General features: G+C 68.3%; 28 protein-coding genes and 2 pseudogenes. 10 read left to right on the forward strand and 20 right to left on the reverse strand.

Features of this window, described 5'->3' with window-relative positions; translation table 11 throughout:
- Window positions 1–5 precede the first annotated feature (5 nt).
- Window positions 6–416 carry a VOC family protein gene (locus E1295_RS20700; protein ID WP_132631979.1) on the forward strand — a complete coding sequence of 137 codons (411 nt, stop codon included), beginning with the start codon at window positions 6–8 and terminating at the stop codon, window positions 414–416.
- Between the two features lie 18 nt (window positions 417–434).
- Here E1295_RS20700 and E1295_RS20705 read toward each other — a convergent pair whose 3' ends face one another.
- Entirely contained in the window at window positions 435–926 is a 492-nt protein-coding gene (locus tag E1295_RS20705) for a hypothetical protein (RefSeq protein WP_132631980.1), read from the reverse strand.
- Between the two features lie 106 nt (window positions 927–1,032).
- Between E1295_RS20705 and E1295_RS20710 the strand changes: the two genes are divergently transcribed.
- Window positions 1,033–1,425, forward strand: a complete 393-nt coding sequence (locus E1295_RS20710) for a hypothetical protein (protein ID WP_132631981.1) — start codon at window positions 1,033–1,035, stop codon at window positions 1,423–1,425.
- Between the two features lie 128 nt (window positions 1,426–1,553).
- On the opposite strand, the gene E1295_RS20715 is transcribed toward E1295_RS20710, so the two are convergent.
- The gene (locus tag E1295_RS20715) at window positions 1,554–2,411 is read right to left on the reverse strand and encodes an SDR family NAD(P)-dependent oxidoreductase (RefSeq protein ID WP_246080166.1); all 858 of its coding nucleotides are present in this window, start codon (window positions 2,409–2,411) and stop codon (window positions 1,554–1,556) included.
- Between the two features lie 79 nt (window positions 2,412–2,490).
- On the opposite strand from E1295_RS20715, the gene E1295_RS20720 reads away from it, so the two are divergent.
- A complete protein-coding gene (locus E1295_RS20720) occupies window positions 2,491–3,054 on the forward strand; it encodes a TetR family transcriptional regulator (protein ID WP_220448813.1) in 564 nt (187 codons plus the stop codon).
- A gap of 115 nt (window positions 3,055–3,169) precedes the next feature.
- Window positions 3,170–3,427, forward strand: a complete 258-nt coding sequence (locus tag E1295_RS20725; RefSeq protein WP_132631984.1) for a hypothetical protein — start codon at window positions 3,170–3,172, stop codon at window positions 3,425–3,427.
- A 178-nt stretch (window positions 3,428–3,605) separates the two neighbouring features.
- On the opposite strand, the gene E1295_RS50210 is transcribed toward E1295_RS20725, so the two are convergent.
- The 5 genes from E1295_RS50210 to E1295_RS20740 all read right to left on the reverse strand — a co-directional run bounded on the left by E1295_RS50210 (window position 3,606) and on the right by E1295_RS20740 (window position 6,716).
- Complete coding sequence (locus E1295_RS50210; protein WP_220448814.1) at window positions 3,606–4,061, reverse strand: hypothetical protein; 456 nt, start codon at window positions 4,059–4,061, stop codon at window positions 3,606–3,608.
- 17 nt (window positions 4,062–4,078) lie between these two features.
- A complete protein-coding gene (locus E1295_RS50215) occupies window positions 4,079–4,342 on the reverse strand; it encodes a hypothetical protein (protein ID WP_220448815.1) in 264 nt (87 codons plus the stop codon).
- On the reverse strand, window positions 4,290–4,964 hold the full coding sequence (locus E1295_RS50220; protein ID WP_220448816.1) for a hypothetical protein: 675 nt from the start codon (window positions 4,962–4,964) through the stop codon (window positions 4,290–4,292). Before E1295_RS50220 ends, E1295_RS50215 begins: the two co-directional genes overlap by 53 nt.
- A gap of 288 nt (window positions 4,965–5,252) precedes the next feature.
- Window positions 5,253–6,206: a peptidoglycan DD-metalloendopeptidase family protein gene (locus E1295_RS20735; RefSeq protein WP_166427328.1), complete on the reverse strand. Its 954-nt coding sequence runs from the start codon at window positions 6,204–6,206 to the stop codon at window positions 5,253–5,255.
- Window positions 6,207–6,230: 24 nt separating this feature from the next.
- Entirely contained in the window at window positions 6,231–6,716 is a 486-nt protein-coding gene (locus E1295_RS20740; protein ID WP_132631986.1) for a hypothetical protein, read from the reverse strand.
- Between E1295_RS20740 and E1295_RS20745 the strand changes: the two genes are divergently transcribed.
- Both E1295_RS20745 and E1295_RS20750 read left to right on the forward strand, forming a co-directional pair.
- Window positions 6,715–6,906, forward strand: coding sequence for a hypothetical protein (locus tag E1295_RS20745; protein WP_132631987.1), 192 nt, complete (start codon window positions 6,715–6,717; stop codon window positions 6,904–6,906). The two genes, E1295_RS20740 and E1295_RS20745, sit on opposite strands and share 2 nt — an antisense overlap.
- Before the next feature lie 150 nt (window positions 6,907–7,056).
- Window positions 7,057–7,986, forward strand: a complete 930-nt coding sequence (locus E1295_RS20750; RefSeq protein WP_132631988.1) for a helix-turn-helix domain-containing protein — start codon at window positions 7,057–7,059, stop codon at window positions 7,984–7,986.
- Window positions 7,987–8,088: 102 nt separating this feature from the next.
- Here E1295_RS20750 and E1295_RS48825 read toward each other — a convergent pair whose 3' ends face one another.
- From E1295_RS48825 to E1295_RS51910, 6 genes and pseudogenes are all read right to left on the reverse strand, one after another.
- The gene (locus E1295_RS48825) at window positions 8,089–8,487 is read right to left on the reverse strand and encodes a hypothetical protein (protein WP_166427329.1); all 399 of its coding nucleotides are present in this window, start codon (window positions 8,485–8,487) and stop codon (window positions 8,089–8,091) included.
- A 121-nt stretch (window positions 8,488–8,608) separates the two neighbouring features.
- A pseudogene (locus E1295_RS20760) lies at window positions 8,609–9,915 on the reverse strand (ISL3 family transposase).
- A gap of 50 nt (window positions 9,916–9,965) precedes the next feature.
- Window positions 9,966–11,423 (reverse strand): MFS transporter, encoded by a 1,458-nt coding sequence (locus E1295_RS20765; RefSeq protein WP_132631989.1) that lies wholly within the window; start codon window positions 11,421–11,423, stop codon window positions 9,966–9,968.
- On the reverse strand, window positions 11,420–11,986 hold the full coding sequence (locus E1295_RS20770; RefSeq protein WP_132631990.1) for a PadR family transcriptional regulator: 567 nt from the start codon (window positions 11,984–11,986) through the stop codon (window positions 11,420–11,422). Before E1295_RS20770 ends, E1295_RS20765 begins: the two co-directional genes overlap by 4 nt.
- 509 nt (window positions 11,987–12,495) lie before the next feature.
- Complete coding sequence (locus tag E1295_RS20780; RefSeq protein WP_132631991.1) at window positions 12,496–12,774, reverse strand: DUF397 domain-containing protein; 279 nt, start codon at window positions 12,772–12,774, stop codon at window positions 12,496–12,498.
- Window positions 12,771–12,884, reverse strand: a pseudogene (locus E1295_RS51910) (hypothetical protein); the annotation flags it as partial. The pseudogene E1295_RS51910 and the gene E1295_RS20780, both read right to left, overlap by 4 nt.
- A 328-nt stretch (window positions 12,885–13,212) precedes the next feature.
- Between E1295_RS51910 and E1295_RS20785 the strand changes: the two are divergent.
- Window positions 13,213–14,628 carry a hypothetical protein gene (locus E1295_RS20785; protein WP_132631992.1) on the forward strand — a complete coding sequence of 472 codons (1,416 nt, stop codon included), beginning with the start codon at window positions 13,213–13,215 and terminating at the stop codon, window positions 14,626–14,628.
- A 50-nt stretch (window positions 14,629–14,678) separates the two neighbouring features.
- Here E1295_RS20785 and E1295_RS20790 read toward each other — a convergent pair whose 3' ends face one another.
- Window positions 14,679–15,125 carry a nitroreductase family deazaflavin-dependent oxidoreductase gene (locus E1295_RS20790; RefSeq protein ID WP_132631993.1) on the reverse strand — a complete coding sequence of 149 codons (447 nt, stop codon included), beginning with the start codon at window positions 15,123–15,125 and terminating at the stop codon, window positions 14,679–14,681.
- Between the two features lie 46 nt (window positions 15,126–15,171).
- On the reverse strand, window positions 15,172–15,633 hold the full coding sequence (locus tag E1295_RS20795) for a MarR family winged helix-turn-helix transcriptional regulator (RefSeq protein WP_132631994.1): 462 nt from the start codon (window positions 15,631–15,633) through the stop codon (window positions 15,172–15,174).
- Between the two features lie 127 nt (window positions 15,634–15,760).
- Here E1295_RS20795 and E1295_RS20800 point away from each other — a divergent pair, with 127 nt between their 5' ends.
- On the forward strand, window positions 15,761–16,825 hold the full coding sequence (locus tag E1295_RS20800) for an alkene reductase (protein ID WP_132631995.1): 1,065 nt from the start codon (window positions 15,761–15,763) through the stop codon (window positions 16,823–16,825).
- A gap of 10 nt (window positions 16,826–16,835) precedes the next feature.
- Here the strand turns inward: E1295_RS20800 and E1295_RS20805 are convergent, their stop codons facing one another.
- The 3 genes from E1295_RS20805 to E1295_RS48830 form a co-directional block, all read right to left on the reverse strand.
- A complete protein-coding gene (locus E1295_RS20805; RefSeq protein WP_132631996.1) occupies window positions 16,836–17,630 on the reverse strand; it encodes a hypothetical protein in 795 nt (264 codons plus the stop codon).
- A 101-nt stretch (window positions 17,631–17,731) separates the two neighbouring features.
- Window positions 17,732–18,358, reverse strand: a complete 627-nt coding sequence (locus tag E1295_RS20810) for a TetR/AcrR family transcriptional regulator (protein WP_132631997.1) — start codon at window positions 18,356–18,358, stop codon at window positions 17,732–17,734.
- A 32-nt stretch (window positions 18,359–18,390) separates the two neighbouring features.
- Window positions 18,391–18,564, reverse strand: coding sequence for a hypothetical protein (locus E1295_RS48830; protein ID WP_166427330.1), 174 nt, complete (start codon window positions 18,562–18,564; stop codon window positions 18,391–18,393).
- A gap of 131 nt (window positions 18,565–18,695) precedes the next feature.
- On the opposite strand from E1295_RS48830, the gene E1295_RS20815 reads away from it, so the two are divergent.
- On the forward strand, window positions 18,696–19,724 hold the full coding sequence (locus E1295_RS20815) for a serine hydrolase domain-containing protein (RefSeq protein WP_132631998.1): 1,029 nt from the start codon (window positions 18,696–18,698) through the stop codon (window positions 19,722–19,724).
- A gap of 23 nt (window positions 19,725–19,747) precedes the next feature.
- Window positions 19,748–20,881 (forward strand): serine hydrolase domain-containing protein, encoded by a 1,134-nt coding sequence (locus E1295_RS20820; RefSeq protein WP_132631999.1) that lies wholly within the window; start codon window positions 19,748–19,750, stop codon window positions 20,879–20,881.
- Between the two features lie 4 nt (window positions 20,882–20,885).
- Here the strand turns inward: E1295_RS20820 and E1295_RS20825 are convergent, their stop codons facing one another.
- Window positions 20,886–22,076, reverse strand: a complete 1,191-nt coding sequence (locus E1295_RS20825; RefSeq protein WP_132632000.1) for a S8 family peptidase — start codon at window positions 22,074–22,076, stop codon at window positions 20,886–20,888.
- Window positions 22,073–22,918 carry a hypothetical protein gene (locus E1295_RS48835; RefSeq protein ID WP_166427331.1) on the reverse strand — a complete coding sequence of 282 codons (846 nt, stop codon included), beginning with the start codon at window positions 22,916–22,918 and terminating at the stop codon, window positions 22,073–22,075. Before E1295_RS48835 ends, E1295_RS20825 begins: the two co-directional genes overlap by 4 nt.
- Window positions 22,919–22,924 lie beyond the last annotated feature (6 nt).

Genomic DNA, 22,924 nt, shown 5'->3' on the forward strand with positions numbered 1-22,924 from the left:
ACGCTATGACTGGTGGGCCGGCTCGTTTCGGCGGGCGCGACGATGTCGTCCTGGTCGTGGTCGTCGACTGCGCTGATCTGAGCAGGGCGGCGGCGTTCTGGTGCGGAGCGCTGGGCTACACCGCCGAGCCTGCCTCGCCCGGACGTTACCGGCGGCTCCTGCCCCCGGGCGGCAACGGCGTCGAACTGCTCCTGCAACGGGTTCCGGAGCCGAAGACGGGCAAGAACCGGGTGCATCTCGATCTGCGGGTGCCCGACCTGGACGCCGAGGTGGCCAGGCTGGTGGCCCTGGGCGGGCGTCGCGTCACCGGCGAGCCCGTCGAGGAGGAGGGCTGGTCCTGGCACGTGCTCACCGACCCCGACGGCAACGAGTTCTGCGTGTTGCGGCCGCCGCTGGAGCGGCTCACCGAATCCTGACGGCTACGGCGCCGCCCCTCAGTGCGTGATCTTGATGACGGCCTTCTTCCCCTTGACGGCCACCACCTCGAAGCTGACCTCGTTGACGGTGCTGGGACCTCCTTGGTCCGGAGTCTGCTCCGCCATGGTGAGCCGCATGCCGGACGGGGTGTAGGCGTCGAAGGTGACCGAGCCGTCCTCGACGGTGACGTTGATCGGCAGCAGCCCCCACTTGGCGGCCAGCCTGATGGTCTGCCCGTCCGAGACGAGCACCTCGCACTTCGCGTCCCGGCACGCCCGGCGCCTGGTGCCGTTCCTGGCCTTGGGGAGTGGCGTCGCCGTCGGCGAAGGGGTCAGCGTCGGCGACGCGGTGGGAGCCGTCGAAGGGGGCGCCGACGGCGACGTCGCCGCGGGGGAGGACGGGGCGTCGGCCGGCGAGGCCGCCTCCTCCGGCGCGGGTCCGCAGCCGGCGAGCAGTACGGCCGCCGCCGCGGTCACCAGCGCCGTCCTTCGGGTGTGTGCCCCTGGCATCTCTGCTCCCTTGCTCCCTCGCGGACGTCACGCACCAGTGTCCTCCGGTGGCGCCGGGACCCCTCCCGCCTGAAACGCGATACAAAGATTGCGCCCCGTTGATCGGATGAAAGGGAAGACCGTGCACAGGAAGGCCCTCTCCGCCCTGACCCTCGCGTGCGCCATGGTCGTGACGCCCGCCGTGGCCACCGCCCCCGCCGCCGCCTCGGCCAAGCCCAGCTATCGCAGCTGCTACGACGGGAAGTGCAAGTTCACCTTCTCGAAGGCCGTGAGCTTCCGCATCTCCAAGAAGCGTTACGGCTTCTCCCGGGTCTACGTCTCCAAGGAGCACGTCGGCGGCATCTTCAACCAGGACATGGTCGTGGTGCGAGGTCCCGGTTCGACGGCCTCCCTGGGCGAAGGCGCCCGCGGCAACATGCGCATCAACGGCAAGAACGCCCTCTCGTTCCGCGTGCTGGCCATCACCAGCAAGGGCGCCACCATCCGCTTCACCGGATGACGTCCTGACGACCCGGCAGCCGCGTCAGGGCCGGCGGTGCGGCTGCCGTGGCCAAGGGGTCGGACGTCCACGGTCTCTTTGACGGGGGCAGAGGCAGGCACGGTATAGATCGCCTGTGTCGGCGGATGTCACACTGTTTCCCTGGTCAGGTCCTCGCACAGAGCCCAGATCGTGTCCTGGTTGCGCCGGTCGAGCACGCTGGCCGGCCAGGGGACGCGGCGGCACTTCATGGTGAAGTACGTCCCCGTCACCCCTTCCACGTCGCCGCTCGCGGCGAGGTACACGCTGGAGCGGGAAGGCTTGCTCAGGTCGCCGAAGATCCGCGGGGTCAGGACCTGCAACAGCGGCACGACCGGACGGTACACGTAGGGAAAGCCGGCCACTGTCATCGCCTGGTTCATCGGCGTGTGGCCGTGGCCGGGGTAGGCGACGTTGACCGTGACGCCGCTGTCGGCCACCTCCTCGGCGAAGCGCAAGCTCATCGCCATGAGCATCGTCTTGGTGTGGTTGTACTGACTGAACGTCCACCCCAGGTAACGCCGCTCGGCCTGGAGGTTGTCCAGCTCGATCCGGCCACCGGGGATGCCTCCCGTGATGTTGACGACCCGGCCGCCGAGCAGGGGCAGCAGGAGGCGGGTGAGCGTGAACGGGGCGAGCACGTGGGCGGCGAAGGTGGCCTCCACGCCGTCCTCCGTGAGGGTGCGGCGCGGCGGGTGCGTACCGACGTTGTTGATCAGTACGTCGAGCCGGTCGCACCGCTCGGCGACCTGGGCGGCGAGCCTGGCGAGGTCGCGCTGCCCGGTCACGTCGGCGGCCAGAGCCTCGACCCGCCCCCCACCCGCGCCCAGCTCGTCCGCCGCCCGCTGCGCGCGTACGGGATCGCGACCGACCACGATCACCCGGGCGCCGCGGGCGGCCAGCCCGCGCGCGGTCTCCTTGCCTATGCCACCGGTGCCGCCGGTGACGAGGACAGTCTTGCCGTCCATGAGAACCACCATCCTTCGGAGCGTTGCACCAAATATGACACCGGGTGCCACATATGGCAATCGGTGTAGGATGGCGGGCGTGGAAGGTCTGCGAGATCGCACCAGACGCGCCGTACGCGCCGAACTGGCCGGACGCGCGCTCGAACTGTTCGCCGAGCGCGGCTTCGACGAGACGACCGTCGACGACATCGCGAGGGCGGCCGGCATGTCGAAACGCAGCTTCTTCCGCTACTTCCCCACGAAGGAAGACGCCGTCTTCGGCGAGATCGAGGAGATGGGCGAGCAGGTCGCGCACGAGATCGCCACCCGCCCGCCGCTGGAGCAGCCGTGGGAGTGCCTGCACGCGGTGCTGCGCGGCTGGGAGGCGCGCATCAACGCGCAGGTCGAGGCGATGCGGCTGATCGAGTCCACGCCCGCGCTGCGCACCCGGCTCCTGCAGAAACGCGACGAGGCCCACACCCGCATCATTCAGGCCCTGGCCGACCGGGGGATGCCGCCGCTGGAGGCGGATCTGGCGGCGGCAGCGGCGGGCGCCGCCCTCGACGCGGTGTCCCGCGAATGGCTGCGCACCGGCGGCACCGCCGACCGCCTCACCCTGGTCGACACCGCCTTCGCCATGCTCCGCCCGGCATTCCTCACCTGAACGCCGACCGTTTGCCATCATTAGTGCATGTGTTCGATGGCGGGATGACGTGGGCGGCTCAGGACACTACTCTGTGGGTGTGGGCCATCGGGACGACAGGGAGCGCGCTGCGACAGTGGCGCTGCTTCGCCGCATCTCCACGGAGAAGGGCGAACGTGAGCTCGTGCAGCACCTCACCGAAGGTGCCTCGGCGGAGGCGTTGCTGCGTGACAGGCTTGCCCCCGTCGACCTGTTCTCCGACCCGTTGGAAGAGGCGATGACCCGGGCGAACGAGGAGATCGCCTCATGGGAGCGAAGCGGCATCCAGGTCATAGGGTTTGCCGAGGCGCACGCGCATTGCCTAAGCCTGAATCCACGGCGTGATTTCGTCTGATCGTTTTCTGGTCCAATTCCTGGACGAGGGCGGGTCCGGCAGGTGGAAGGGCCGTTTTCGGGCGTGTGAGGGCCGCCGCGCTCGGGTCGCGGCTTGTCCAGGTGCTTCCGGGGGCTCGGGGGTCGCGGATGCGTGTGACCGCGGGTCGTCTGCTGTGCGTGACCTGGATTTGGGCTGGTCAGGCCGCTGTGGCGGCGGATGGGTCGTGGGTGGCGGTGAAGGCATTGGTCCGGGCGGGCTGCCAGCGCCAGCGGGCGGGCAGGTGCAGGGTCAGGTGGCCGCGCCCGTCGGCGGGTCCGGGCCGGGTGAGCCGGGCGGGTACGGCGATGAGGTGGCGCAGGGTCTGGCCGCGCGTTTTGGCGTGGAAGGCCGAGGCCAGGCAGCCGAGGGCGCGCAGCAGGTTGTGGGTGATGGCGGCAAGGGTGAGCCACGCGGCGTTCGCGGTGAAGACGCCGGAGGGGAAATGCGCGAGCGGCCCGTTGATCACATCAGCATTGACCTGCTCCTGTACTGCATGATCGCGGTGCTGTTCCTCGGCCTGCAGCAGGGTGTAGGGGCTGTCGGTGAAGATCGGGTAGTAGCGGTAGGCGGGGAACAGCTCGTCTTGGCCGCGCTGGGCCTGCTCGTTGCGCATCTTGACTCGGCGCACGATCAGCCGGGCCGGGACGGCCTGCCCTTCTCGCTGGTGAAGGCGGTGTAGGACGTTTCGGCGACCTCGGCGTCGGAGACCCAGCCGCCGGCCTGCTCGTCGAAGATCGCCCGCGGGTAGGCCATCGGCGTCCAGGCGTTCTCATCGATGGTGGCGATGGCGGCTTTGACCTTGGGGTCGAGTTTGGCGGTGACCGAGAAGCGGGTGTCGTGATCACGGCAGGTGGCGGTCACCTCGGCGCTGTAGAAGGCGCTGTCGCCGAGCATCAGGAGGATGCCGGTGCAGCCCGCTTGGCGGGCGGTGCCGATGGATTCGCGGACCGCTGATGCGGCGCCGCGCGCCGACCCGGTGGTACCGCCGCGCAACCTGGTAGTGGCCAGCACTGGGGCGGCCAGCGGTGTGGACAGGGTGATGGTCAGCGCGTTCAGCCCTTTGACCAGGACATTCTTGCCTTGGATCTTGGTGTGGCCGAAGCCGGAGCCCTGCTTGGCGTACCCGTAGGCGCCGCTGCATCGAGTCGATGTCCAGGAAGGCCAGCACGTCCTTGCCGGGCAGCAACGGCGTGTGCGCGGCGAGCACGACCAGCAGCTCGCGGGCGACCTTGTCGAGCTGGCGGACGTTGCCCCAGGTGAAGGCGCGCAGGAACGATCCCAGTGTGGACGGCGCCCGGATCCCGGTGAACATCGTGTCCATCCCGCCGTGCCGCAGCAGGTCCAGGTCGTCGATGGTGTCGGTGCCGCAGGTCATCCCGGCCACGATCGAGACCACCTTCGCCGGCGCGTTGACGCCGTCGGCCGCGCCCAGCGCCAGGTGCTCGCCGACCAGGCGGTCCAGGCCGCACCGCCCGGCCGGCCGCGGCGCCGGAGCCAGCCCGGCGTAGGAGATCACGTGTTCGTCATCGAAGATCGCGTGTGTACGGCTGGCGGCGTGAAAGAATTAATTTCGCGAACCTCGTCCCGAACTTCACGCCGTGGATTCAGGCTGAGGGTTTGCCGGCCCCCAGGCATCGAGTGGACGAAGTTTGAGGGTGGTGGCGGTGAAGAGGTGCCCGGGATGAGTCTTGGATTAGGCCGATGTAGCGGCTGTATGGCGCCGAAAATGCGACCTGGCGATGAAAGGGGAATGGATTCTCCCGTTGCCCACCGCCAGGTCGCGCTTATCGGATGAAGCCGTTGGTCAGTAGCAGATCTTCTGGCCCTTGACGATGTGGTCGTAATGGCCCGCGATACACCCCAGGTGGTGAACGTGGCGCGGACGGGCGCTCTGCCCGCCGTATACTCCGCCGTCCGAGGTGATTTTGGCGTTGCGCATCAAGGAGAAGTGCAGGTGCGGTGCGAATCCGCCGGTGCCGCCGACGGTTCCCACAATGGTGTTCTTGGTAATTCTCTGTCCGGTTCTGACGGCGATTCTTTCGAGGTGGCATACCACGCTCCACCAGCCGCCGCCGTGGTCGACCACCACGTACTGACCGCAGGTCTGCCAGCCCTTGGGAGCCCAGCCCGCGTATTTGACGGTGCCGGCGCCGCCTGGTGCCAGTACCGGGTCGCCCAGCTTCATGCCTAGGTCCAACGCGTAGTGCTGATTCATCGTGGTCGCTGATCCGCAACCTTTGTGGAAGCCCTCGTCGTAGTAACTTCCGTTCTGCCAGGCGTAGCCGGCGCCGCTGTTGGCCGCTCGCGTCAGAGGGGTCTGCAGGAACTTGGAGGCAGGCCAATCGACGCAACCGGACGCCGGCGAGGGCAGCGCCGACTTGGTGCCGCAGCGCTTGATCCCGGAAGAGTAGCCGTCGGCGCCGACGGTGGGCGTGGTCATGTACCAGTCGTAGACCCAGGTGCCGTCCGACAGCCGGTCCCAGGTGGTGAAGGGTCTTCCCCGGTGCGCCTTGCCGTCGACCTGGCCGCCGTCGTTGATCTGGCAGACCACGTTGAGCGCGGTTCCGTTGGCGACATATCGGATGACGTGGCCGGCGCGCGGCTCGCTCTGCACCGCCAGCCCGCGCGAGTCCGCGCCGGTCACGCGGTAGGTCGCGCGGTGGGTCGCCGCCTGCGCCGGGTTCACGCCCACACCGGCGGCCGCCAGGACGGCCAGGGCTACGACGCCGCACGTCCGTGCGAGGGTGATGATCGACATGGCCAATCCTTTCGCTTCCATGGCCTACAGCTTGATCGCCGGGTGGAACAGGCTCGTCGGCATGCTGTTGTACCAGGCCAGGACGTTGTATCCCGGCTGGGTCATCGTCTTGGGCGGGGTCATCATGCTGGGCGGCGGGCCGCCGGTGGGCACGCCGTAGACCCTGAGCGTGTTGTAGGTGTGGTGCGCGCAGTTGTTGGAGACGAAGTCGTACCCGCGTTCCTTGAACGCGTGCTGCTGTGCCGCGCCGACGGCACTGTTCTTCGTCTTGGTGCACCGGTACGAGGTGTAGGTCAGCTCGCGGAACCGGTGCTTGACCACGTCGAAGTTCGCCACCCTGATCACCCAGACGTTCCGCTCCTTGGGCCGAGAGTTGAACGTGTACTCCGGGCCGCCGTTGTCGGTGTTGTCGGCCGATCCCATGACCCACCGGTCGTCACCGGGAACCTTGAAGGCCCATCCGGTGTGACCCCACTGAATCTTCAGCCACTGGAACGGGTAGTAGAACATGCACGCCATTCCCGGGCCTTTAGCGTTCGCCGGCGTCGGCGTGACGGCGAGAAAGCCCGACGTCAAACCGGCGGCGAGTAATAGCGAGGTGATGCGCCGCAATTCTTCACGTCCTTTCCTGATGGGCGGGCCACTTTTTGTGCTCGCCGTTCTCGTAACCACGATTTTGCGCATGGGCCCGTCCCGGTGAAAGTGCGGAACATGCGGCGTGAACAACGATGAACAATCGACCAATCGCGGCGGACGTCGTGACCTGGGCGAACCACGGCGGGACGACTGGTGGGCGCGGAGCCGCTGGAGGACAATCGTCCAAGCGCACACTCCGAGCGAGGGCGGGACTATGGGACGCAAGCAGCAGCCGTTGACCGGCGCCACCGAGATCGAGCGTTTCGCCATGCGTCTGCGTGGTTTACGCGCTCAGCGCGGCATGACCATTAGGCAACTGGCCGGTCGCGCCGGCTACGCCCACAGCACCTTGTCAAAGGCCGAAGCGGGGCGGGAGTTGCCGTCCTGGGAGGTTGTGGAGTCCTTCGTGCAGGCCTGTGACGACGATCCGGCCGCGTGGCGCTCGGCGTGGGCCGCGGCGAGCGTCCCGCCGGACGAGCAGCCGGAGTCGGCGCCGGACGATCCGCCCGCCCGCCCGGCTCTCCTGGCGCGGCTCACGCCCCGGGCCAGGTGGGCGCTCGCCCTGCTAACCGCGGTGGTGCTGATCTCCGTCGCCGGGACCCTCGCGTGGTCCGTCTCCACCATACGCGGCGTGCCACCCTCAGCGAACGAGCCCCAAAGGAACAGGCCCCAGACGGACAAGCCCCAGTCGGCCGCGACGTCCAGTGCGTCCCAGCCGGTCGCGACGCCGACGAAGTGGCGTGCGCTGAACGAGACGCATCCCGTGCCCGGGGTGCCGGCCGACGCCATGGATCCGATCCGGTCGGGCTGCGGCTCGCCCGACGTCGTCGACCGGGTCATCACACTGGACGACGTGGCGGTCAGGCTTCCGGACGGGGCGGAATTCGGCCGACTACGGCTACGCCACCAGCCGGCTTGCACCGCGAGCTGGGCACTCGTCCTCGGCCCGCACAGCCCGCAACGGGCCGTCCATATTGTCGCCTACCGCCCGTCCGACGCCGTCTCCGCGCCGAGTGTGTACCGCGGCGAGTACTCGTCGAGTTACGGCAACATGCTCATGACCACGCACGGCTGCGTGTACGTCGAAGCATTCGTCGAAACGCCGCAGGGACGCGGGCCGACCGCCAGGACCCGGTGCGCCTGACGGCTTCGGGCGCTCTGCCCGCTCGATTCCCGCCGCTGTCAAGTGCGGGAAGAGCACGTCCACCACGTCACGGTCATGCACCGCGCACGGTCTCGTGCGGCATCAACGAGGCGAGGTGTTGAACTTGAGGTAGGCAGCCGTCTCGAGCGCCTTCTGCGAGGCGGAGATGGCCGAGTTCATGCTTGTCACATGCTCTTCGCCACGCGCCCGGCACTTCGGCGAGCCGATGGCGTAATCGAGATGAGCCGGTCCGCGCCGCCGGGCATTGGGTGTCTGAGACCGCATCGTCACGACACCCAACAGAAGATCACGGTGGAAGGGGCAGTCGACAGGCGGGTGAGACACGCCCGGCTTGACCGCAGACCCGTCCAAGCCGCCTCCGGCCACATTCACGTGCCCTTCGTGGCGGCGGCCGTACCGGATTCCCCTGTGGACCAAGTCCGCGACCTCCGCATCGGCCAGCACTTCACGCTCAAGCAGAACCCGCTGCGGCGGGAGCACCTGGACGACTTCGTCAAGTGCTATCGGCCGGGGGAGCCGCGTTCGACCAGGATCGAGACTGAACGATTCCGGCCGTTCAGCTACGACGAGCTGATCGCGTGGGACAAGGTGAACCGGCTCTTCACATTCGAGGGTGTAGGGCGGGTCGGAAGCCGCCGGCTTCGAGTAGCGAGCGGGCGATGTAGTGGGTGAGGTTGCGGAACCCGAGGGCGGAGCCGCGTAGGTGTTCCAGGCGCCCGTTGATGGCTTCGGTGGGGCCGTTGGACGTGCCGGGTCGGTCGAAGTAGGCGAGCACGTCGGCGGCACGCCTGCTCAGTGTGCGGCCGAGTGTGATCACTTCGACCAGCGCGGCCTGGACGCTGTGGCTGATTGTCTCGATCAGCTTCGTCATCAGCTGCCGGCCTCGGGTGCGGTCGGGTTCGCGGTAGGCGGCGATCATGCGCTGGTAGATGCCCCAGGTGGCCTCGACCTCGATGTGGGCGTCGACTGCGAACAAGGCTTCGAGCCGGTGGCGTTGTTTGTCGTGAGCAGGTTCGCACCGGTGTGCAGGGTCCGCCGTGCGGCATAGAGGGGGTCGCCGGTGCGGCCGCGGTGCCCGCAGGTGTCCTGTTGGACGCGTTGTCGGCACTGGTCCAGCGCGTCGCCGGCTAGGCGGACGACGTGGAAGGGATCCATCACCGCGACCGCGTCAGGGAGTTCCTCGGAGGTGGCGGTCTTGAACCCGGTGAACCCGTCCATCGCGACGACCTCCACGGCGTCCCGCCACGATGCCTCGCGTTGGTTCAGCCACTGTTTGAACGTCTGCTTCGATCGGCCTTCGACCATGTCCAGCAGCCGGGCTGGGCCGGTGCCGTCGCGGACGCCGGTCAGGTCGATGATCACGGTGACGTACTTGTCCCCATGTCGGGTGTGCCGCCATGCGTGCTCATCCACGCCGATGACCTTCACGCCGTCGAACCGGCCGGGATCGTCGATTAGGACACGCTGGCCCTGGGCCAGGACCGCGTCGTTGGCGGTGTTCCACGCCACCCCGAGGCCTTCGGCGACCCGGGCGACAGTGAGGTGCTGGACCACGATGGCTTCCAGTGCCCACCGCAGCCCACGCCGCGACAACTTCGCCCGTGGCTCGGCAGCCAGACTGGTGTCCTGACGCCACACGTGCCCGCAGCCGGTGCATCGGCAGCGGCGTACGACGACCTCCAGGGTCGTCGGTCGCCAGCCCAGCGGCTCGTGGGCCAATCGACGGGTTACGGTGTCACGCGGTGTGCCCTCGCAGCCGCAGCGGCGGCACCACCGGTCCGGTTCGACGACCCGGCAGGCCAGCACAGCGCGATCAGGTTCCAGTCGCTGCCCGACAGCTTCCAGACCGAGCTCGTCGAGTCGGCAGAACGTGGTCAGGTCCGGGCACGCGAAGGTAGCGTCAGGCACGTCGCGCCGTGTGGCCCGGACGAGGCCAGGGGCTCCGATCCGTCACGGTCTCACCATGGGTTCCCGACGCGTTTGGGAAGGGCGAAGACCAGGGCGAATGCGAGGATGCTGAATGCGGCGCTGGCGGCCATGGCGAGGGCCGCGCTCTGGCCGAACGCGTGGGCGGTCGATTCCGGGGAGGACGCCGTAAGGTCGAGGCTCCCGAATAGGACGCTGCCGACGACGGCGATGCCGATCGCGCTGCCGACGCGCTGCATGGTGCCGATGATGCCGCTCGCGGCGCCCGATTCGCGCGGGTCGACCGTTGCGACGATGAAGTCCGTGTTCGGTGCGATGAACAGACCGCAGCCGATGCCGGCGATCAACAAGGGCGCGAGCATCTTCCAGCTGGTGAGGTTCGTGGCGGTGACCGTCGCGAGAATGAGCCAGAGCACGATGAGGCCGACCATGTTGAGGGCGAGCCCCGTGACGAGGACGCGGCGACCGAATCGGCCTGTGAGCCGGTCACTGTTGGCTGAGCCGACGAGGTTGCCGATGGCGAACGGGAGCAGCGCGACGCCCGTGGCCAAGGCGCTTCGTCCGAGCCCGGACTGCCACAGCAGCGAGATGGTGAAGAAGATGCTGGTGAACGCGGCGAAGTAGGCGAGCGCGAGGACCGTGCCTCCGGTGAATGCCGGGTGCCTGAACAGACGGAGTGGCACGAGGGGGACCCCTCCGCGGTTGGCAAGTCGCCGCTCCCATGCAGCGAACAGCATAAGAAACAGCAGGCTGGCCCCGATCGACAAGAAGCTCCAGACCGTCCACGCGGCGTCCTGGCCGTTGATGAGCGGGATGAGGAGTGCCACGAGGCCCGCTGTCACCAGCAGGAATCCGATCAGGTCTGCGCTCGCCGCCTTACCCTTGACGCCCACGGGCAGCAGCATGATGCCTGCGACGACCGCCAGGACACCGATCGGGACGTTGACGCCGAAGATCAGGCGCCAGCCGGCATCCGTGCCGAATGCCTGGACGATCAGTCCGCCGAACAACGGGCCGAGCGCGGTCGCGACTCCGATCGTCGCACCGAACAGGGCGAAGGCCTTACCCCGTATCGGTCCGGGGAACATGAGCTGGATGAGCGCGATGATCGGTGTGAAAAAGGTGCCACCGGCCAGCCCCTGGACGATGCGGGCAATGATCAACTGGGTGTTGTTCTGGGCTATCCCGCACCCCATGCTCGCCATGGTGAAGAGAGTGAGTCCGGCAAGGAACACCCACTTGTGCCCGAACCGATCACCGACACGGCCCGCCGGGATGAGGGCGAGGCCGAACGCGAGGGCGTAGCCCGAGATGATCCACGATAGCGCGGCGTCTGAGCTGTGGAGGCCCGTGTGGATCGACGGAAGTGCGACGTTGACGATCGTGGAATCGAGCAACGCAATGAATGCACCAGCGAGCAGCGCCACGAATGCGAGCCAGGTGCCCCGGGGGACACCTGCAGCGGGCGGGAGGGAGGTGTCTGCTGTCACGGAGTGTCCTTCTTGGTGCGTTCGTCCGCGATAATCTGCGGCAGCTGTTCGGCGAGTTCTTCGTGCCAGGCGATTTCGGTGCGCAAGCGGTCGGCTCGGTGCTTCAGCACGAGGACTTCACTGCGAGACAGGTAGCGAGTGACCGCGTTCGTGTGTACGTCGTGGTCTGCGAGCATGGCCCGCAGCGACCCCAGTCGTGCCCCGATCACGTCGGGAAGCACTTCGAGGTTGTCGGGATCGAGTCGGGTCACCGCGAGGTCGAATGGGTCGGCCCGGAAGACGATCTCGCGGAGACCGTCCAACCTCAGGCTCGCCAGCACCACTCGGCCCTCGCCTGTGATCGCCCAGACCTGTCGTTGGGGATATGCGCCGTCGCGCTCGACGCGCGCTTCCTCGATCAGCCCTTCCGTGGCGAGGCGCTTGATCGCGCCGTAGAGGCTACCGACCGTGATGTCGGTCCACAGGTCGACGTGCTCCTGCTCGGCGAGCAGTTTCAGCTGGTGGCCATGCATGGAACCGCGCTCGTGGAGTGCGCCAAGGATGAAAATTCGAATCGAAGACACGAGACTTCTCGCACGACTACTTGCGTGTGTCTACGGTGCACGCTTCGAACAGCCAGGAGCGCGCAGGAACTTCTACCGCCGCCGGATCGGTTCCAGGAGGAGCACGTTCCCCCGGGGCAGCATGACGCCCCCCCCGGGGCCGCGCGGCACTCTCCGATGAGGGGTGATCAGTGGGAAAGGACGGGGCGGACGGCTGCCATTTCGGACGCGCGCAAGACCGGCGCATTCAGGCCCCATCTACACCCTCAACTGTGAAGAGCCGGTGAACCTCGACATCAGCTGGCTGAAAGACCCGGCTCTTGAAGACGCCGACTCTGCTTCCGCCTGAGGTCATCGCCCAGGAGATCGTGGAGGACCTGGAAGCGGCGCTGAGCGAGGTCGCGGCGATTGCCGAAGCCTTGCAACAGTCTCGAACAAAGACGCCAGAGCCGTAATCCGTCCTCGACGGGAGACGCCTCGCCGATCAGGTCGGCGAGGCGTCGTAGTGTTAGAGGCGGACCGGTTGAGCTCTATCCCAGGTCGTCGAACTCGCCCGCCACAATGCCTAGACGGAAGGCGGCGAACTCGCTGCGGGTGAAGTGCAGCTGAGGACCATCGGGGTTCTTGGAGTCGCGCACCGCGATGAGAGGTCCCAGGTCGGCCTTGTGGTCGGATCCGTACGCCTCGTCTGCGCAGTCGTGCAATAGCGCTACTTCGACGCAATTGCCGCCGGTGCCATTGGAAAAGCTGGACTTACGCCATGTCGTCTGTAGACCTTGCGGCGAATCCGTGTCTTTTGCGTGGTTCACGGTGATCCTCCTGCCGTCTGCTCGATCAAGACCCGGCTCTGATCGGGGCCCAGCGCGCGTGCACGAAGGTGGTCGAAGAGCCGGTTGTAGGCATCTACGTCGGCTGGGGCTTCTAGGAGGTATTCCGGATATCACTTTGAGGCGATTGAGGAGATTTTCGGTCATCCACGCGATGAATTTGGGACTGTATGCCCAGTTCTCGTCGTATTCATCCGCAAGGCGTTCGTAGTGAGCTCTAGTGGCATCGAGTTGCACGAGAAATTCCCCCGAAGACGAGTCGCCAGGCAAACCTAAGCATCTGCTGAGCGGTATTGCCCGTCAAGGTCGTCAGAGTCACAGGGGCCACTGACCGGACGCGGGCGCCGGGTCATAGCGGCTGCATACCGGGGCTTCCTATGCTGACCGCGTTCGTCTGCGGATCTGACGTAAGGAAACCCGGTGTCCCGTTCTGTGCTCGTCATGGTCGTCGCGCTGATGCTGTCGATGCTTCCAGGGGTGGCCCGCGCGCAGGCTCCCGGCGCCCTCGGCACCTCAGGGAACCTCATACGGGAAACGGAGCCGCGGGCCGACGGGATCAGGCACGTCGACACCGAGCTGATGATCCAGGGGTTGAAGGCCCTCAAGGCCAACACCTACGTCTTTCCGATGGCCGGCGACAACGTGCAGTGGGAGGACCTGCGGGAGGAGTTCCTCCCGGCCGCGGCCGCCGCCGGGATCGACGTCTGGGTGCTGGTGTACTCGCCGAGCCAGGCCGGCTGTTGCGTCTCGCGGCCGTACAAGCACGACTACGTGGCATGGGCGCGCGAGATCGCCACCCTCTCCAAGGCCCACCCGAACCTGGTCGGCTGGACGGTGGACGACTACGCCTACGACCTCAGGACGTTCACGCCCGCGTACGTCAAGCAGATGCGCGCGGCCGCCAGGGCGATCAACCCCTCGTTGCAGTTCGTCCCCACGGTGTACTACAAGCAGTTCACCGACGCGTTCATCGCTGAGCAGATCCCGTTGCTGGACGGAGTGATCTTCCCCTTCCGGGACTCGCCGTACCGGGACACCTCGTGGACGTGGAACCTGTCGTACCAGGTCAAGAAGCTCGCCGAGCGCCTTCCCGGCACGGACGTCTACCTGATGCCGTACGCCCACCCGCTGAGCCACGCCGCCCAGAAGCCGACGGTCTCCTACGTCGAGGCCGTCACCAAGAAGGGTGTTGAGCTCGTCCGTACGGGGGAACTGGCCGGAATCCTGCAGTACAAGCTCCCCTTCGTGTCCCGCGACGCCGGGTGGGCCCGGCCGGCGGGCGACAACCTCGCCCGCACCGGCAACGGGCGGCTGAGCTTCGTCGTGCAGACGAAGACCGCCACCAAGGCGGGGATGTGGTGCAGCGCGAGCCGTCAGGTGCAGCTCACACCCGGTGCCGGTACGTACAGCGTGAGCTTCTGGCACGGGGACGACCGCGGCCCTGGCGACCCGGCCGGCTACCACGTGAAGCAGCTTCTTCTCAACGGCAAGGTGGTCTGGCAGCAGGACGTCGCCGCCAACGGCCAGGCGTGGCAGAAGGCCACGGTGGACCTGACGGCCGGACTGGCCGGGGCGAAGAGCGCGAAGCTGGAGTGGCGGCTGTACGAGCGCAAGGGCGTGACCAGCTACTTCACCGACGTCGGCGTTGACGACATCGTGGCCACCGGCCTGCGGTTGAGCGACCCGGGCGTGGAGAACGCCACCACCTGGACCGCCGGCCTGGCCCGGCAAGGGGGCCCGGTCTACTGTTCGGCCCAGGTCTACCACCAGAACTACGGCGCCGATCTCGGCGCGCGGATCGCTGCAATCTACGGCGCCGGACAGTCAGCCGGGTAGTCAGCACACAGTCGGCGCACAGTATGGCGGGCGGCCCCTTGACCATCGCTTCATGGTGCGGGGCTGACCGGTTCGAGCACGAGGACCGGGATCTGGCGGTCGGTCCTGCGCTGGTAGTCGGCATAGTCCGGGAAAGCGTCCACCGCCCGTCGCCACCAGAGCTCCTTCTCGTTGTCGTGCACTTCGCGCGCTTTGAACTGCCGGGTCACCGCGCCGTCCTGAAGCTCGACGACCGGGTCGGCGACCACGCTGGCGTACCAGTGGGGATTGGTCGGCATGCCCGCCTTGGAGGCGACGGCGGCGTAGTGTCCCTCGTGCTCGACCCGCATGACGAGTGTCTTGCGTACTTTGCCGGTCTTGGCGCCTCGATACGTCAGGAGCACGGTGGGGCGGTCCTTCATGGTGACGCCTTCGGTCGTGCCGGTACGCATGATCTGCTCGACGTGCTCGCGTACGAAGTCCAGGGCGCTCGGTTCGTAGTCGCCGCTCAGTGCCATGATCTGCTCCTCCGGGTTAGTTATGCGCATAATGTTATGCGCATAACTAACTCGGTGCAACGCCTTGCCCGTGAGGGTGTCTGGTGTCGACGTTGTCGGCGAGGGTCATGAGGAGGCCGGGGAGCGCGGCCGCCGTCTCGGCGGGCAGGCCGGCCGCGGTCTCCTCCGCCAGGTCGCGCCACAGCTGTCTGACCTGGCCGACGAGGGCGGCGCCGCTGTCGGTGAGTTCGACGACGCTCGCGCGCCTGTCCGATGGTGCCGGCCTGCGGCGAATGTGGCCTGCGGCTTCGAGCTTGCGGGCCATGAGCGTGACGCTGGGCGGCTCGCAGCCGAGCGCCTCGCTGAGCTGGGCCTGGATCATCGGGCCGGTGCGGGCGAGTTCCAGCAGGAGCACCTCCTGCCCGGGGTGCAGGCCGAGCGGGGCCAGCAGCGCCGCGGCCCTGGCTCGATGGCGCAGGGTCAGGTGGCGGACGGCCTGGTTGATGGCGTCGGCCTGCTCGAAGTCCACGGGGCTCTCCTTGACAGGGTCATGAAGTGCATAACATTATGCGCATAACTAACTCTAGGTGATAGTGGGCGCCGACGTGCGGGTCTTACGCATGGGCGGCTACGTGGATTGTGGGGGAGCAGGATTCATGACCAGCGCATTCGACCCGATCACCGTCGGAGGTGTGCACCTCGCCAACCGTATTGCCATGGCGCCGATGACCCGTAGCCGCGCCCCCGGCGGGCTGGTGTCGGAGCTGACGGCACAGTACTACGCCCAGCGCGCCTCCGCCGGGCTGATCATCACGGAGGGCGTACAACCGTCGGTGACAGGCCAGGGGTATCCGTCCACGCCCGGTCTGCACACCGCCGAGCAGGTCGCTGCCTGGCGCAAAGTGGTCGACGCGGTGCACGCCGAGGGCGGGAAGATCTTCGCTCAGTTGCTGCACACCGGCCGGATCGGTCACCCCATCCTGCTGCCCGACGGCCTGGTCCCCAAAGCGCCCTCACCGGTCGCCGCGCGGGGCAGGTTGTACACCCCGTATGGCATGAAGGATTTCGTCACGCCGAGCGAACTGACCGGACCGGAGATCGAGCAGACCATCGCCGACCATGCGGACGCCGCCCGTAACGCGATCGATGCGGGCTTCGACGGGGTGGAACTACACGGCGCCAACGGCTACCTGATCCAGCAGTTTCTCGCCCCCAACACCAACCGGCGCACCGACGGCTGGGGCGGGTCCGTCTCGGGGCGCATCCGGTTCGCCGTGGAGGTCGTCGAGGCGGTCACAGCCGCGATCGGCGGCGACCGTACCGGCCTGCGCCTGTCGCCCGGCACGATGAGCAACGACATCCACGAACCCGACCCGCGTCCCGTCTACGAGGCGCTCGTCGAGCGGATCGCCACAACGGGCCTGGCGTACCTGCACATCATGGAGGCCACCGACCGGGAGCTGACGCACACCCTGCGACGGCGCTTCCCCGGTCCCCTCATCCTCAACCCGTACACCGGCACCCGTCCGACCGGCCCCGAGCACCTCGCGCTGATCCAGGACGGGACCGCTGACCTGGTCGCGTTCGGACGGCTCTTCCTCGCCAGCCCTGACCTGCCCCGCCGCCTCGCGACCGGCGCCGCCCTCAACACCCCGGACCCGGCCACCTTCTACGGCGGCGACGCCGCGGGCTACACCGACTGCCCGGCCCTGCCGGCGTGACCCGAAGACCTCAGTGTCCTGGTGCGCGGTCCCGCGGGCCGGGCAGGAGGAGGAAGAAGGTGTCCTCGTCCTGCGGCGCCCGCACCGCGAGGCCGGTGGAACGCAGGACCTCCGCGATCAGGTCGCGGTCCCCGGCCCACTGCAGCGTGAGCCGGTCGACCAGGTCGCCCCGGGCGTCGAAGCACGACGTGTGCGCCTGGGTGGTCCAGAAGACGGCCCTGGCCGACGCCCCGGCCTCGTGGACGTGCTGCCAGCCTCCTGAGACGGTCGGCCAGAGGTCGGGTTCGGCGAAGTAGCCGTGCTTGGCGAGCCGGTCGAGGGCGCCCACGATGCGGCACAGGTCAGAGGAGACCTCGTCGCCTGCCAGGCAGGTGACGAACCCCTCCTCCGGGCTGTTCAGGCCGTGCACCGCGGCGAAGAGCTGCTCCATCGCCTCGTCCGCCTGCCTGCGCAGCTCGTCGGCGTCCAGGTTCAGCAGCGCGTCGAGGTCGTCGTCCTGCTCCGCCTGTCCGGGAACGGAGAGCACGAGAGCCTCCCGCGCGAACACCGACTGGATCCGCGACGGCAGCCCGCCGCGCCAGGAGATCGCGACGTCCTTGACGAGGGCGCCGCGGGGGGTGAAATGCTCGCCCAGGTCGGCGGGCGGGCTCAGCAGGCCGCTCGTCCCGGTGTCGGCTGCGAACCTCCCGGCGTCGACGATCTGCCAGCCCTCGTCCTTCAACCGGCCGAGGGCCTGGTCGAAGCGTTCGCGCTGCGAGGAAGGCGGCCCGGAGCCCGGCCTGTGGAACTTGTCGTGCGTGACCACGCTGCAGCACCTCGTCGTTGCGGAAGGCCCGCGGCACCCGGCGTCGAGCCAAGATCAATTGCGCACCAGCGTAGTGGTTTCTCTCCGCTTCGCCGACCGGGTCAGCCGGTGCAGAGCTGGGCGCGCAGGGTGTCGTGGGCCCAGCGCTCGAACCGTTCGGGAGTCCAGCCGCGGTCGCGGACGAACACCAGGTAGAGGTCGGGGCTGAGCACGCCGTACAGCAGGTCGGCGGCGTCGGGAACCCCGGGACGCGCCCCCGGCTTGGCCATCAGGCTGTCCGCGGCGGCCTGTGTCACCGTGTAGCGCGGATCCCGCTCGCCGGGCCACATGCCGGCGATCTCCGGGTCGGTGGCCACGGCGATCTCCAGCACCTTGGTGATCGGGGCCACCCGCTCCAGCACCGCCCGCGTGCCGGCGACGTACAGCCGCAGGTGCTCCTGAGCGGTGGCGGTCTCCAGCGCCTCGCGGAACCAGGGCCGGTCGAGGGTCGCCACGGGACGGTCGTCGCCCGCGATCGTGACGTCGACGAGCTCCTTGAGCAGGCGGCGTTTGTTGCCGAACACGAAATAGACGGTCTGCACTGCCACGCCCGCCCTGTCGGCGATCTGCTGCAGCATGGTCGCGCCATAGCCCTGCGCCACGAACAGCTCCCCGGCGGCCTCCAGGATGCGGCGCCGGGTTTCGGCGGACTTCTGCGCCTTCTTGTTCGGCTTCCTGCCCTCGCTCACGGGAAACAGGCTAGCCGAACTCTAGAAGCGGACTACGACTTGACGGGCACGTTGGGGAAGGTGCCGTACGGCCCGGCGTCCAGCGTCAGCGTGGTCACTCCCGGCGGCGACGCGTAGTAGGCGTAGATCCGGTAGGGGACGTGCTCGGCCCAGACGATCCCGTATCTGCCGGTGATGTCGTACGGGCAGGATGCTCCCCCTCCCACGGGAAACAGCGAGGAAACGGCCACTCCGCCATAAAGGACGTCGAGGGAAGCCGGCGCGCTGCCGGTGGCCGGGCTCGCCCGGCCGCCGGCAGTCGTGTCCGTTCCGGTGATGCCTGATCGAGGAGCCTCCCATGAAACGTACGGCGGCCGCACTGGCGTGTGCCGCGCTACTGGTCCACCCCGCCCCCGTCTCCGCCGCGCCCAGGACCGGGGACGTCCAGAAGGCCGTGGACGAGCTCGCCCGGGACCCCGGCGTGGTGGGCGTCATCGCCGAGGCGTTCCACGACGGCCGGCGCGCCGGCCGCGGCTCGGCCGGCTCCCGCCTGATCGGCGGCAAGGGCGGCAAGATCCCCTCCGACTCGCGCTTCCGGGGCTGGTCGCACACGAAGGGCATGACCTCCGCCGTGATCGCGCAGCTGGTCGAGGAGGGCAGGCTGTCGCTGGACGACAAGCTCGCCGACCTGCTGCCGGTGGTGGTGGAGAAGGACCTGGTGGAGCGCGCCGGCGAGATCACCGTGGACCACCTGCTCAAGCACACCTCCGGGGTCCCCGACTATGGCGGGAGACTCGACCTCTTCGACCTCACGTACCACTCTCCGATCGATCTGCTGAAGGTCTCTCGAGGGCTGCCGCGTGAGCAGGACCCCGGGGAGAAGTTCTCCTACTCCAGCACCGGCTACATCCTGCTCGGCCTGATCATCGAGAAGAAGACCGGTGACAGCCTGAACGCCGCCTTCGCCGAGAGGCTCTTCAAGCCGCTGCGCATGACCGGCACCTACCTGCCCACCAGGCCCACGCAGCGCATCAAGGGCCCGCACGGACACGGCTACTATCCCGACGAGAAGGGCAGGCTGCGCGACACCGACCGGCAGAACGCCACCAACGCCTGGGCGGCGGGCGGCGTCGTCTCCACCGCGAAGGACCTGGCCGCCTTCTGGCGGTATCAGGCCGGCAAACGGCCGCCGAAGGATCAGCCCGGCACGTGCATCGCCCTCTCCGCCGTCGGGTCGGGGCCGGGGTCCATCGCCTACCTGTTCACCACGCAAGACGGCCGGCAACTCGGCGTGAACGTCACCCTGAAGGTTCCCAACACCGAGATCGGCGACCTGCCGGAGAAGGTACAGCAGGCCGCCGAATCACTGCTCTGCCCCGCACAGTGACGGGTTCATAGAAAGGAAACTACGTGAATCGTGCGACAGTGAAGGGTCTGGCCGGGCTGGCCTGCGCGATGCTGACGCTGGGCGTCGCAGCACCCGCCGCCACGGCCGCCGCCGACCGGCCCCGGCTGGGCGACGTACAGAAGGCCCTGTCGGAACTGGCGAAGCACAAGGAGATCGTCGGCGCGATCGGCGCGGTCTACGTCGACGGCAGAAAGGCCGGCAAGGGTTCGGCCGGCACCCGCCTGCTGAACGGCAAGGGCGGCAAGATCCCCGCGAGTGCCCGCTTCAGGGTCGGTTCACAGACCAAGCTGATGACCCAGGTCGTCATCATGAAGCTGGTCACCGAGGGCAAGCTGTCGCTGGACGACAAGCTCAGCGACCTGCTGCCGGTCGTCGTCGAGAAGGACCTGGTGGAACGGGCCGACGAGATCACCGTGGAGCAGCTGATCCACCACACCTCGGGCATCCCCAACTGGTACACCCCGCAGCTCGTCGACGCCTTCGACTTCGACACCTACTACCCGCCGCTGGAACTGGTGAAGAAGGCGCGCACGGTGGAGCGGACGCAGGAGCCGGGGGAGAAGTTCTCCTACTCCAACACCAACTACATGCTCCTCGGACTGATCATCGAGGACCTCACCCGCCACTCCGTGTCCCGGGAGTTCGAGCGCCGTATCTTCGATCCCCTCCACATGGACGACACCTACCTGCCCACCAAGTGGCCCGGCGGCATCAAGGGCCCGCACGGGCACGGTTACCACCCCGACAAGAACGGCAAGCTCCGCGACGTCGACCGCCTCAACATGAGCTACGGCTACGCCGCCGGAGGCGTCATCTCCACCACCGACGACCTCAGCGACTTCTTCCGCGCCCTCGCCAGGAACGAGGTCCTCACCAAGGAGGAGAAGGAGGCGCTGAACGCCGGTCGCCCCGCTCCGGAGCCCCCGTCGGGAGACAAGCCTGCCGACCCGCGCGTGTGCGGCGAATACGGACTTGTCAAGGGTGGCTCGTCCGGGTTCAGCGCACTCACCTACAACTCACCTGATGGCCGCGTGCAGTTCGTCCTGTCCACCACACTGGGCACTGCCAACACCAATCCCGCCATCGACCCGCTGGTGAAGAAGGCGGCCGAAGCCGTCCTCTGTCCCAAGACTTGAGGGGTCAGGCGCGCCGCCGCCGGACGAGGAAGAAGGTGCCGGTGAAGCACAGCAGCCCGATCCCTATGCCCACGCCGCCGATGATCAGGTAACTCTGGTCGAGCGGCGGGTGGGCGACCGGCGAGTCGGCCGGCCCGTCACCGAAGTGTTTCTCCCCTTCGTACGCCGCCGCCTTGGCCTCGGCGCCCTTGGCCGTGGCCGCCGCGCGTACCGCACGGTCGGCGTTGACCACCCCGTGCCCGAGGAACAGGGTGTAGCCGTTGCGGGGCTTCGTGGCGGTGCGCACCAGGATGTCGCGTACCTGTCGCGGGCTCAGCTCGGGATTGCGCGACAACATCAGCGCCACCGCGCCCGCCGTCAGGGCGCACGCCGGCGAAGTGCCCCTGACCATCCGGTATCCGCCGGTGTTGGTGGCGCTGCGGATGTCGACGCCCGGCGCGGCGATCGCGTTGTACGTGTGCACCTGGGAGAACTCCGCGCGCTGCCCCTGCGGGCTGACGGCGGCCACGCCGAGCACCCCGGCGTACCCGGCGGGGTAGGACACCACGTTGTTGGCGTCGGTGGCGAGACGGTCGGTGGATCCGCCGTTGCCGGAGGAGGCGAGCACGACGACGCCCTTGCTCGTGGCGTAGTCGACCGCCGCGGCGACGTCGTCGAGGTAGTCGTGGAAGCCCCCCCACTCGTCGGTGCCCAGGGACATGGAGATGACCTTGGCGCCCTTGTCGACCGAGTAGCGGACGGCTCGGGACAGTGCCGTCTGCATCGGCTCGAGTTCCTTGCTGAAGGTGCCGCCCTTGCGCCACTTCTCCCACTCCTCCTCGATGCGGTCCCTGCCGGGGTCCTCGTGGTCGAGGATGACCCGCAGGGACAACACCCGTGCCTTGGGGGCGACGGACAACACGTTGGAGGCCATCGCGGTGCCGTGCTCACCCCAGTGCGGGTCGCCCTTCTTGGCGCCGTAGCGGATGAAGTCGGGCCCAGACGTGACCCGTCCTTTGAACGACGGATGGCTGGTCACCACGCCGGTGTCGAGCACCGCGACCGTGACGTTCTCTCCCTGACTGGTCCGGTGGGCCTCCGGCACGTCCATGGCGTTGAGCTCCCAGCCGGCCGGCGCGGCGGCGTGGGCGGGAAGGGCCGCCGAGAGGAGCATCGGAACGGTGAGGAGGGCTGCGACGGTCGTCCTGCGGATCACGGTCTCGCCTTCTGGATCTGGTCGTTCAGGTGGGCGGTGGTGCTCTTGGCGAGGCCCTCGGCCATCTCGCCCCAGGGGGAGCGGTCGATGCGCTGTTCGCTCTCGCGATTGCCCCACGGCGGCGGGAGCTTGCCGGCGCGACGTCCGTCGGCCGGTCCTGAGGTCACCGCGACGAACAGTCTCCCGGCCGAGGAGGCGCCGCTCCCGGCCCGCGCGCCGTCCGTCCACCGGACGCCTTTCGCCGGCAGGGTCCGTACGCCGTAGTCGCGCTCCTCGCGCTGCGCCTCGTACAGGATGGCGTCGAGGTCGTTGCCGGACTCGTCCGTGGGGAACACGACGAGGGCGACGGTGGCGGCGGTCCCGCCCGTGCCGTCGACGTAGGTGGCGCGGAGCACCGTCTGGCAACCCCGCTTCTTCGCCTCCTTGGCGAGCAGGCCGGCCAGCGCCTTGCCGCAGGAGGTCTCGTTCGAGACCGCGGCCCGCGTCCAGGCCCCGCCGCCGCTCTGCTCCTCGCGGCGCCGATCCGGGTCGCGCATGCCGAGCGCCGGAGGGAACAGCGTCTCGACCGGCAGGTTGCGCCACAGGTTCTTCGCGTACCGCTGGTTGAAGATCTCCTGGTTGCTGTTGGAGAACGCCTGGGCGATGACCCCGGCGCCCGCGAGCGTGCACAGCAGCCCGAAGAGGGAGATGAGCACGCCGAGGACGATCCGGACCGGCCCCCGCCCGCCCCGTGGGGCGGGCGGGGGCGGCGCACCGGTCCACGGCTGCTGCGGCCGGTGGTGGTGCGGCGGCTGGTGGTATCCAGGTGGTGGCGGCTGCTGCCCGCCTGGCGGGTAGCCCATGGTGGC

Origin of the sequence: Nonomuraea mesophila (assembly GCF_004352805.1) — a bacterium.
Lineage (GTDB): Bacteria > Actinomycetota > Actinomycetes > Streptosporangiales > Streptosporangiaceae > Nonomuraea > Nonomuraea longispora.

Bases quoted from the DNA above. Each gene is read 5' to 3' on its own strand.
- E1295_RS20715 (WP_246080166.1), bottom strand. From the start codon at position 2,411: ATGGACGGCAAGACTGTCCTCGTCACCGGCGGCACCGGTGGCATAGGC.
- E1295_RS20735 (WP_166427328.1), bottom strand. From the start codon at position 6,206: ATGTCGATCATCACCCTCGCACGGACGTGCGGCGTCGTAGCCCTGGCC.
- E1295_RS20790 (WP_132631993.1), bottom strand. From the start codon at position 15,125: ATGGCACTGAGCGGCGACTACGAACCGAGCGCCCTGGACTTCGTACGC.
- E1295_RS20800 (WP_132631995.1), top strand. From the start codon at position 15,761: ATGACCAGCGCATTCGACCCGATCACCGTCGGAGGTGTGCACCTCGCC.
- E1295_RS20745 (WP_132631987.1), top strand. From the start codon at position 6,715: ATGCACGCCATTCCCGGGCCTTTAGCGTTCGCCGGCGTCGGCGTGACG.
- E1295_RS20710 (WP_132631981.1), top strand. From the start codon at position 1,033: ATGAAAGGGAAGACCGTGCACAGGAAGGCCCTCTCCGCCCTGACCCTC.
- E1295_RS20740 (WP_132631986.1), bottom strand. From the start codon at position 6,716: ATGTTCTACTACCCGTTCCAGTGGCTGAAGATTCAGTGGGGTCACACC.
- E1295_RS50215 (WP_220448815.1), bottom strand. From the start codon at position 4,342: ATGCTCGGCGACAGCGCCTTCTACAGCGCCGAGGTGACCGCCACCTGC.
- E1295_RS20705 (WP_132631980.1), bottom strand. From the start codon at position 926: ATGCCAGGGGCACACACCCGAAGGACGGCGCTGGTGACCGCGGCGGCG.
- E1295_RS48835 (WP_166427331.1), bottom strand. From the start codon at position 22,918: ATGGGCTACCCGCCAGGCGGGCAGCAGCCGCCACCACCTGGATACCAC.
- E1295_RS20700 (WP_132631979.1), top strand. From the start codon at position 6: ATGACTGGTGGGCCGGCTCGTTTCGGCGGGCGCGACGATGTCGTCCTG.
- E1295_RS20815 (WP_132631998.1), top strand. From the start codon at position 18,696: ATGAAACGTACGGCGGCCGCACTGGCGTGTGCCGCGCTACTGGTCCAC.
- E1295_RS50210 (WP_220448814.1), bottom strand. From the start codon at position 4,061: ATGCGCAACGAGCAGGCCCAGCGCGGCCAAGACGAGCTGTTCCCCGCC.
- E1295_RS20750 (WP_132631988.1), top strand. From the start codon at position 7,057: ATGGGACGCAAGCAGCAGCCGTTGACCGGCGCCACCGAGATCGAGCGT.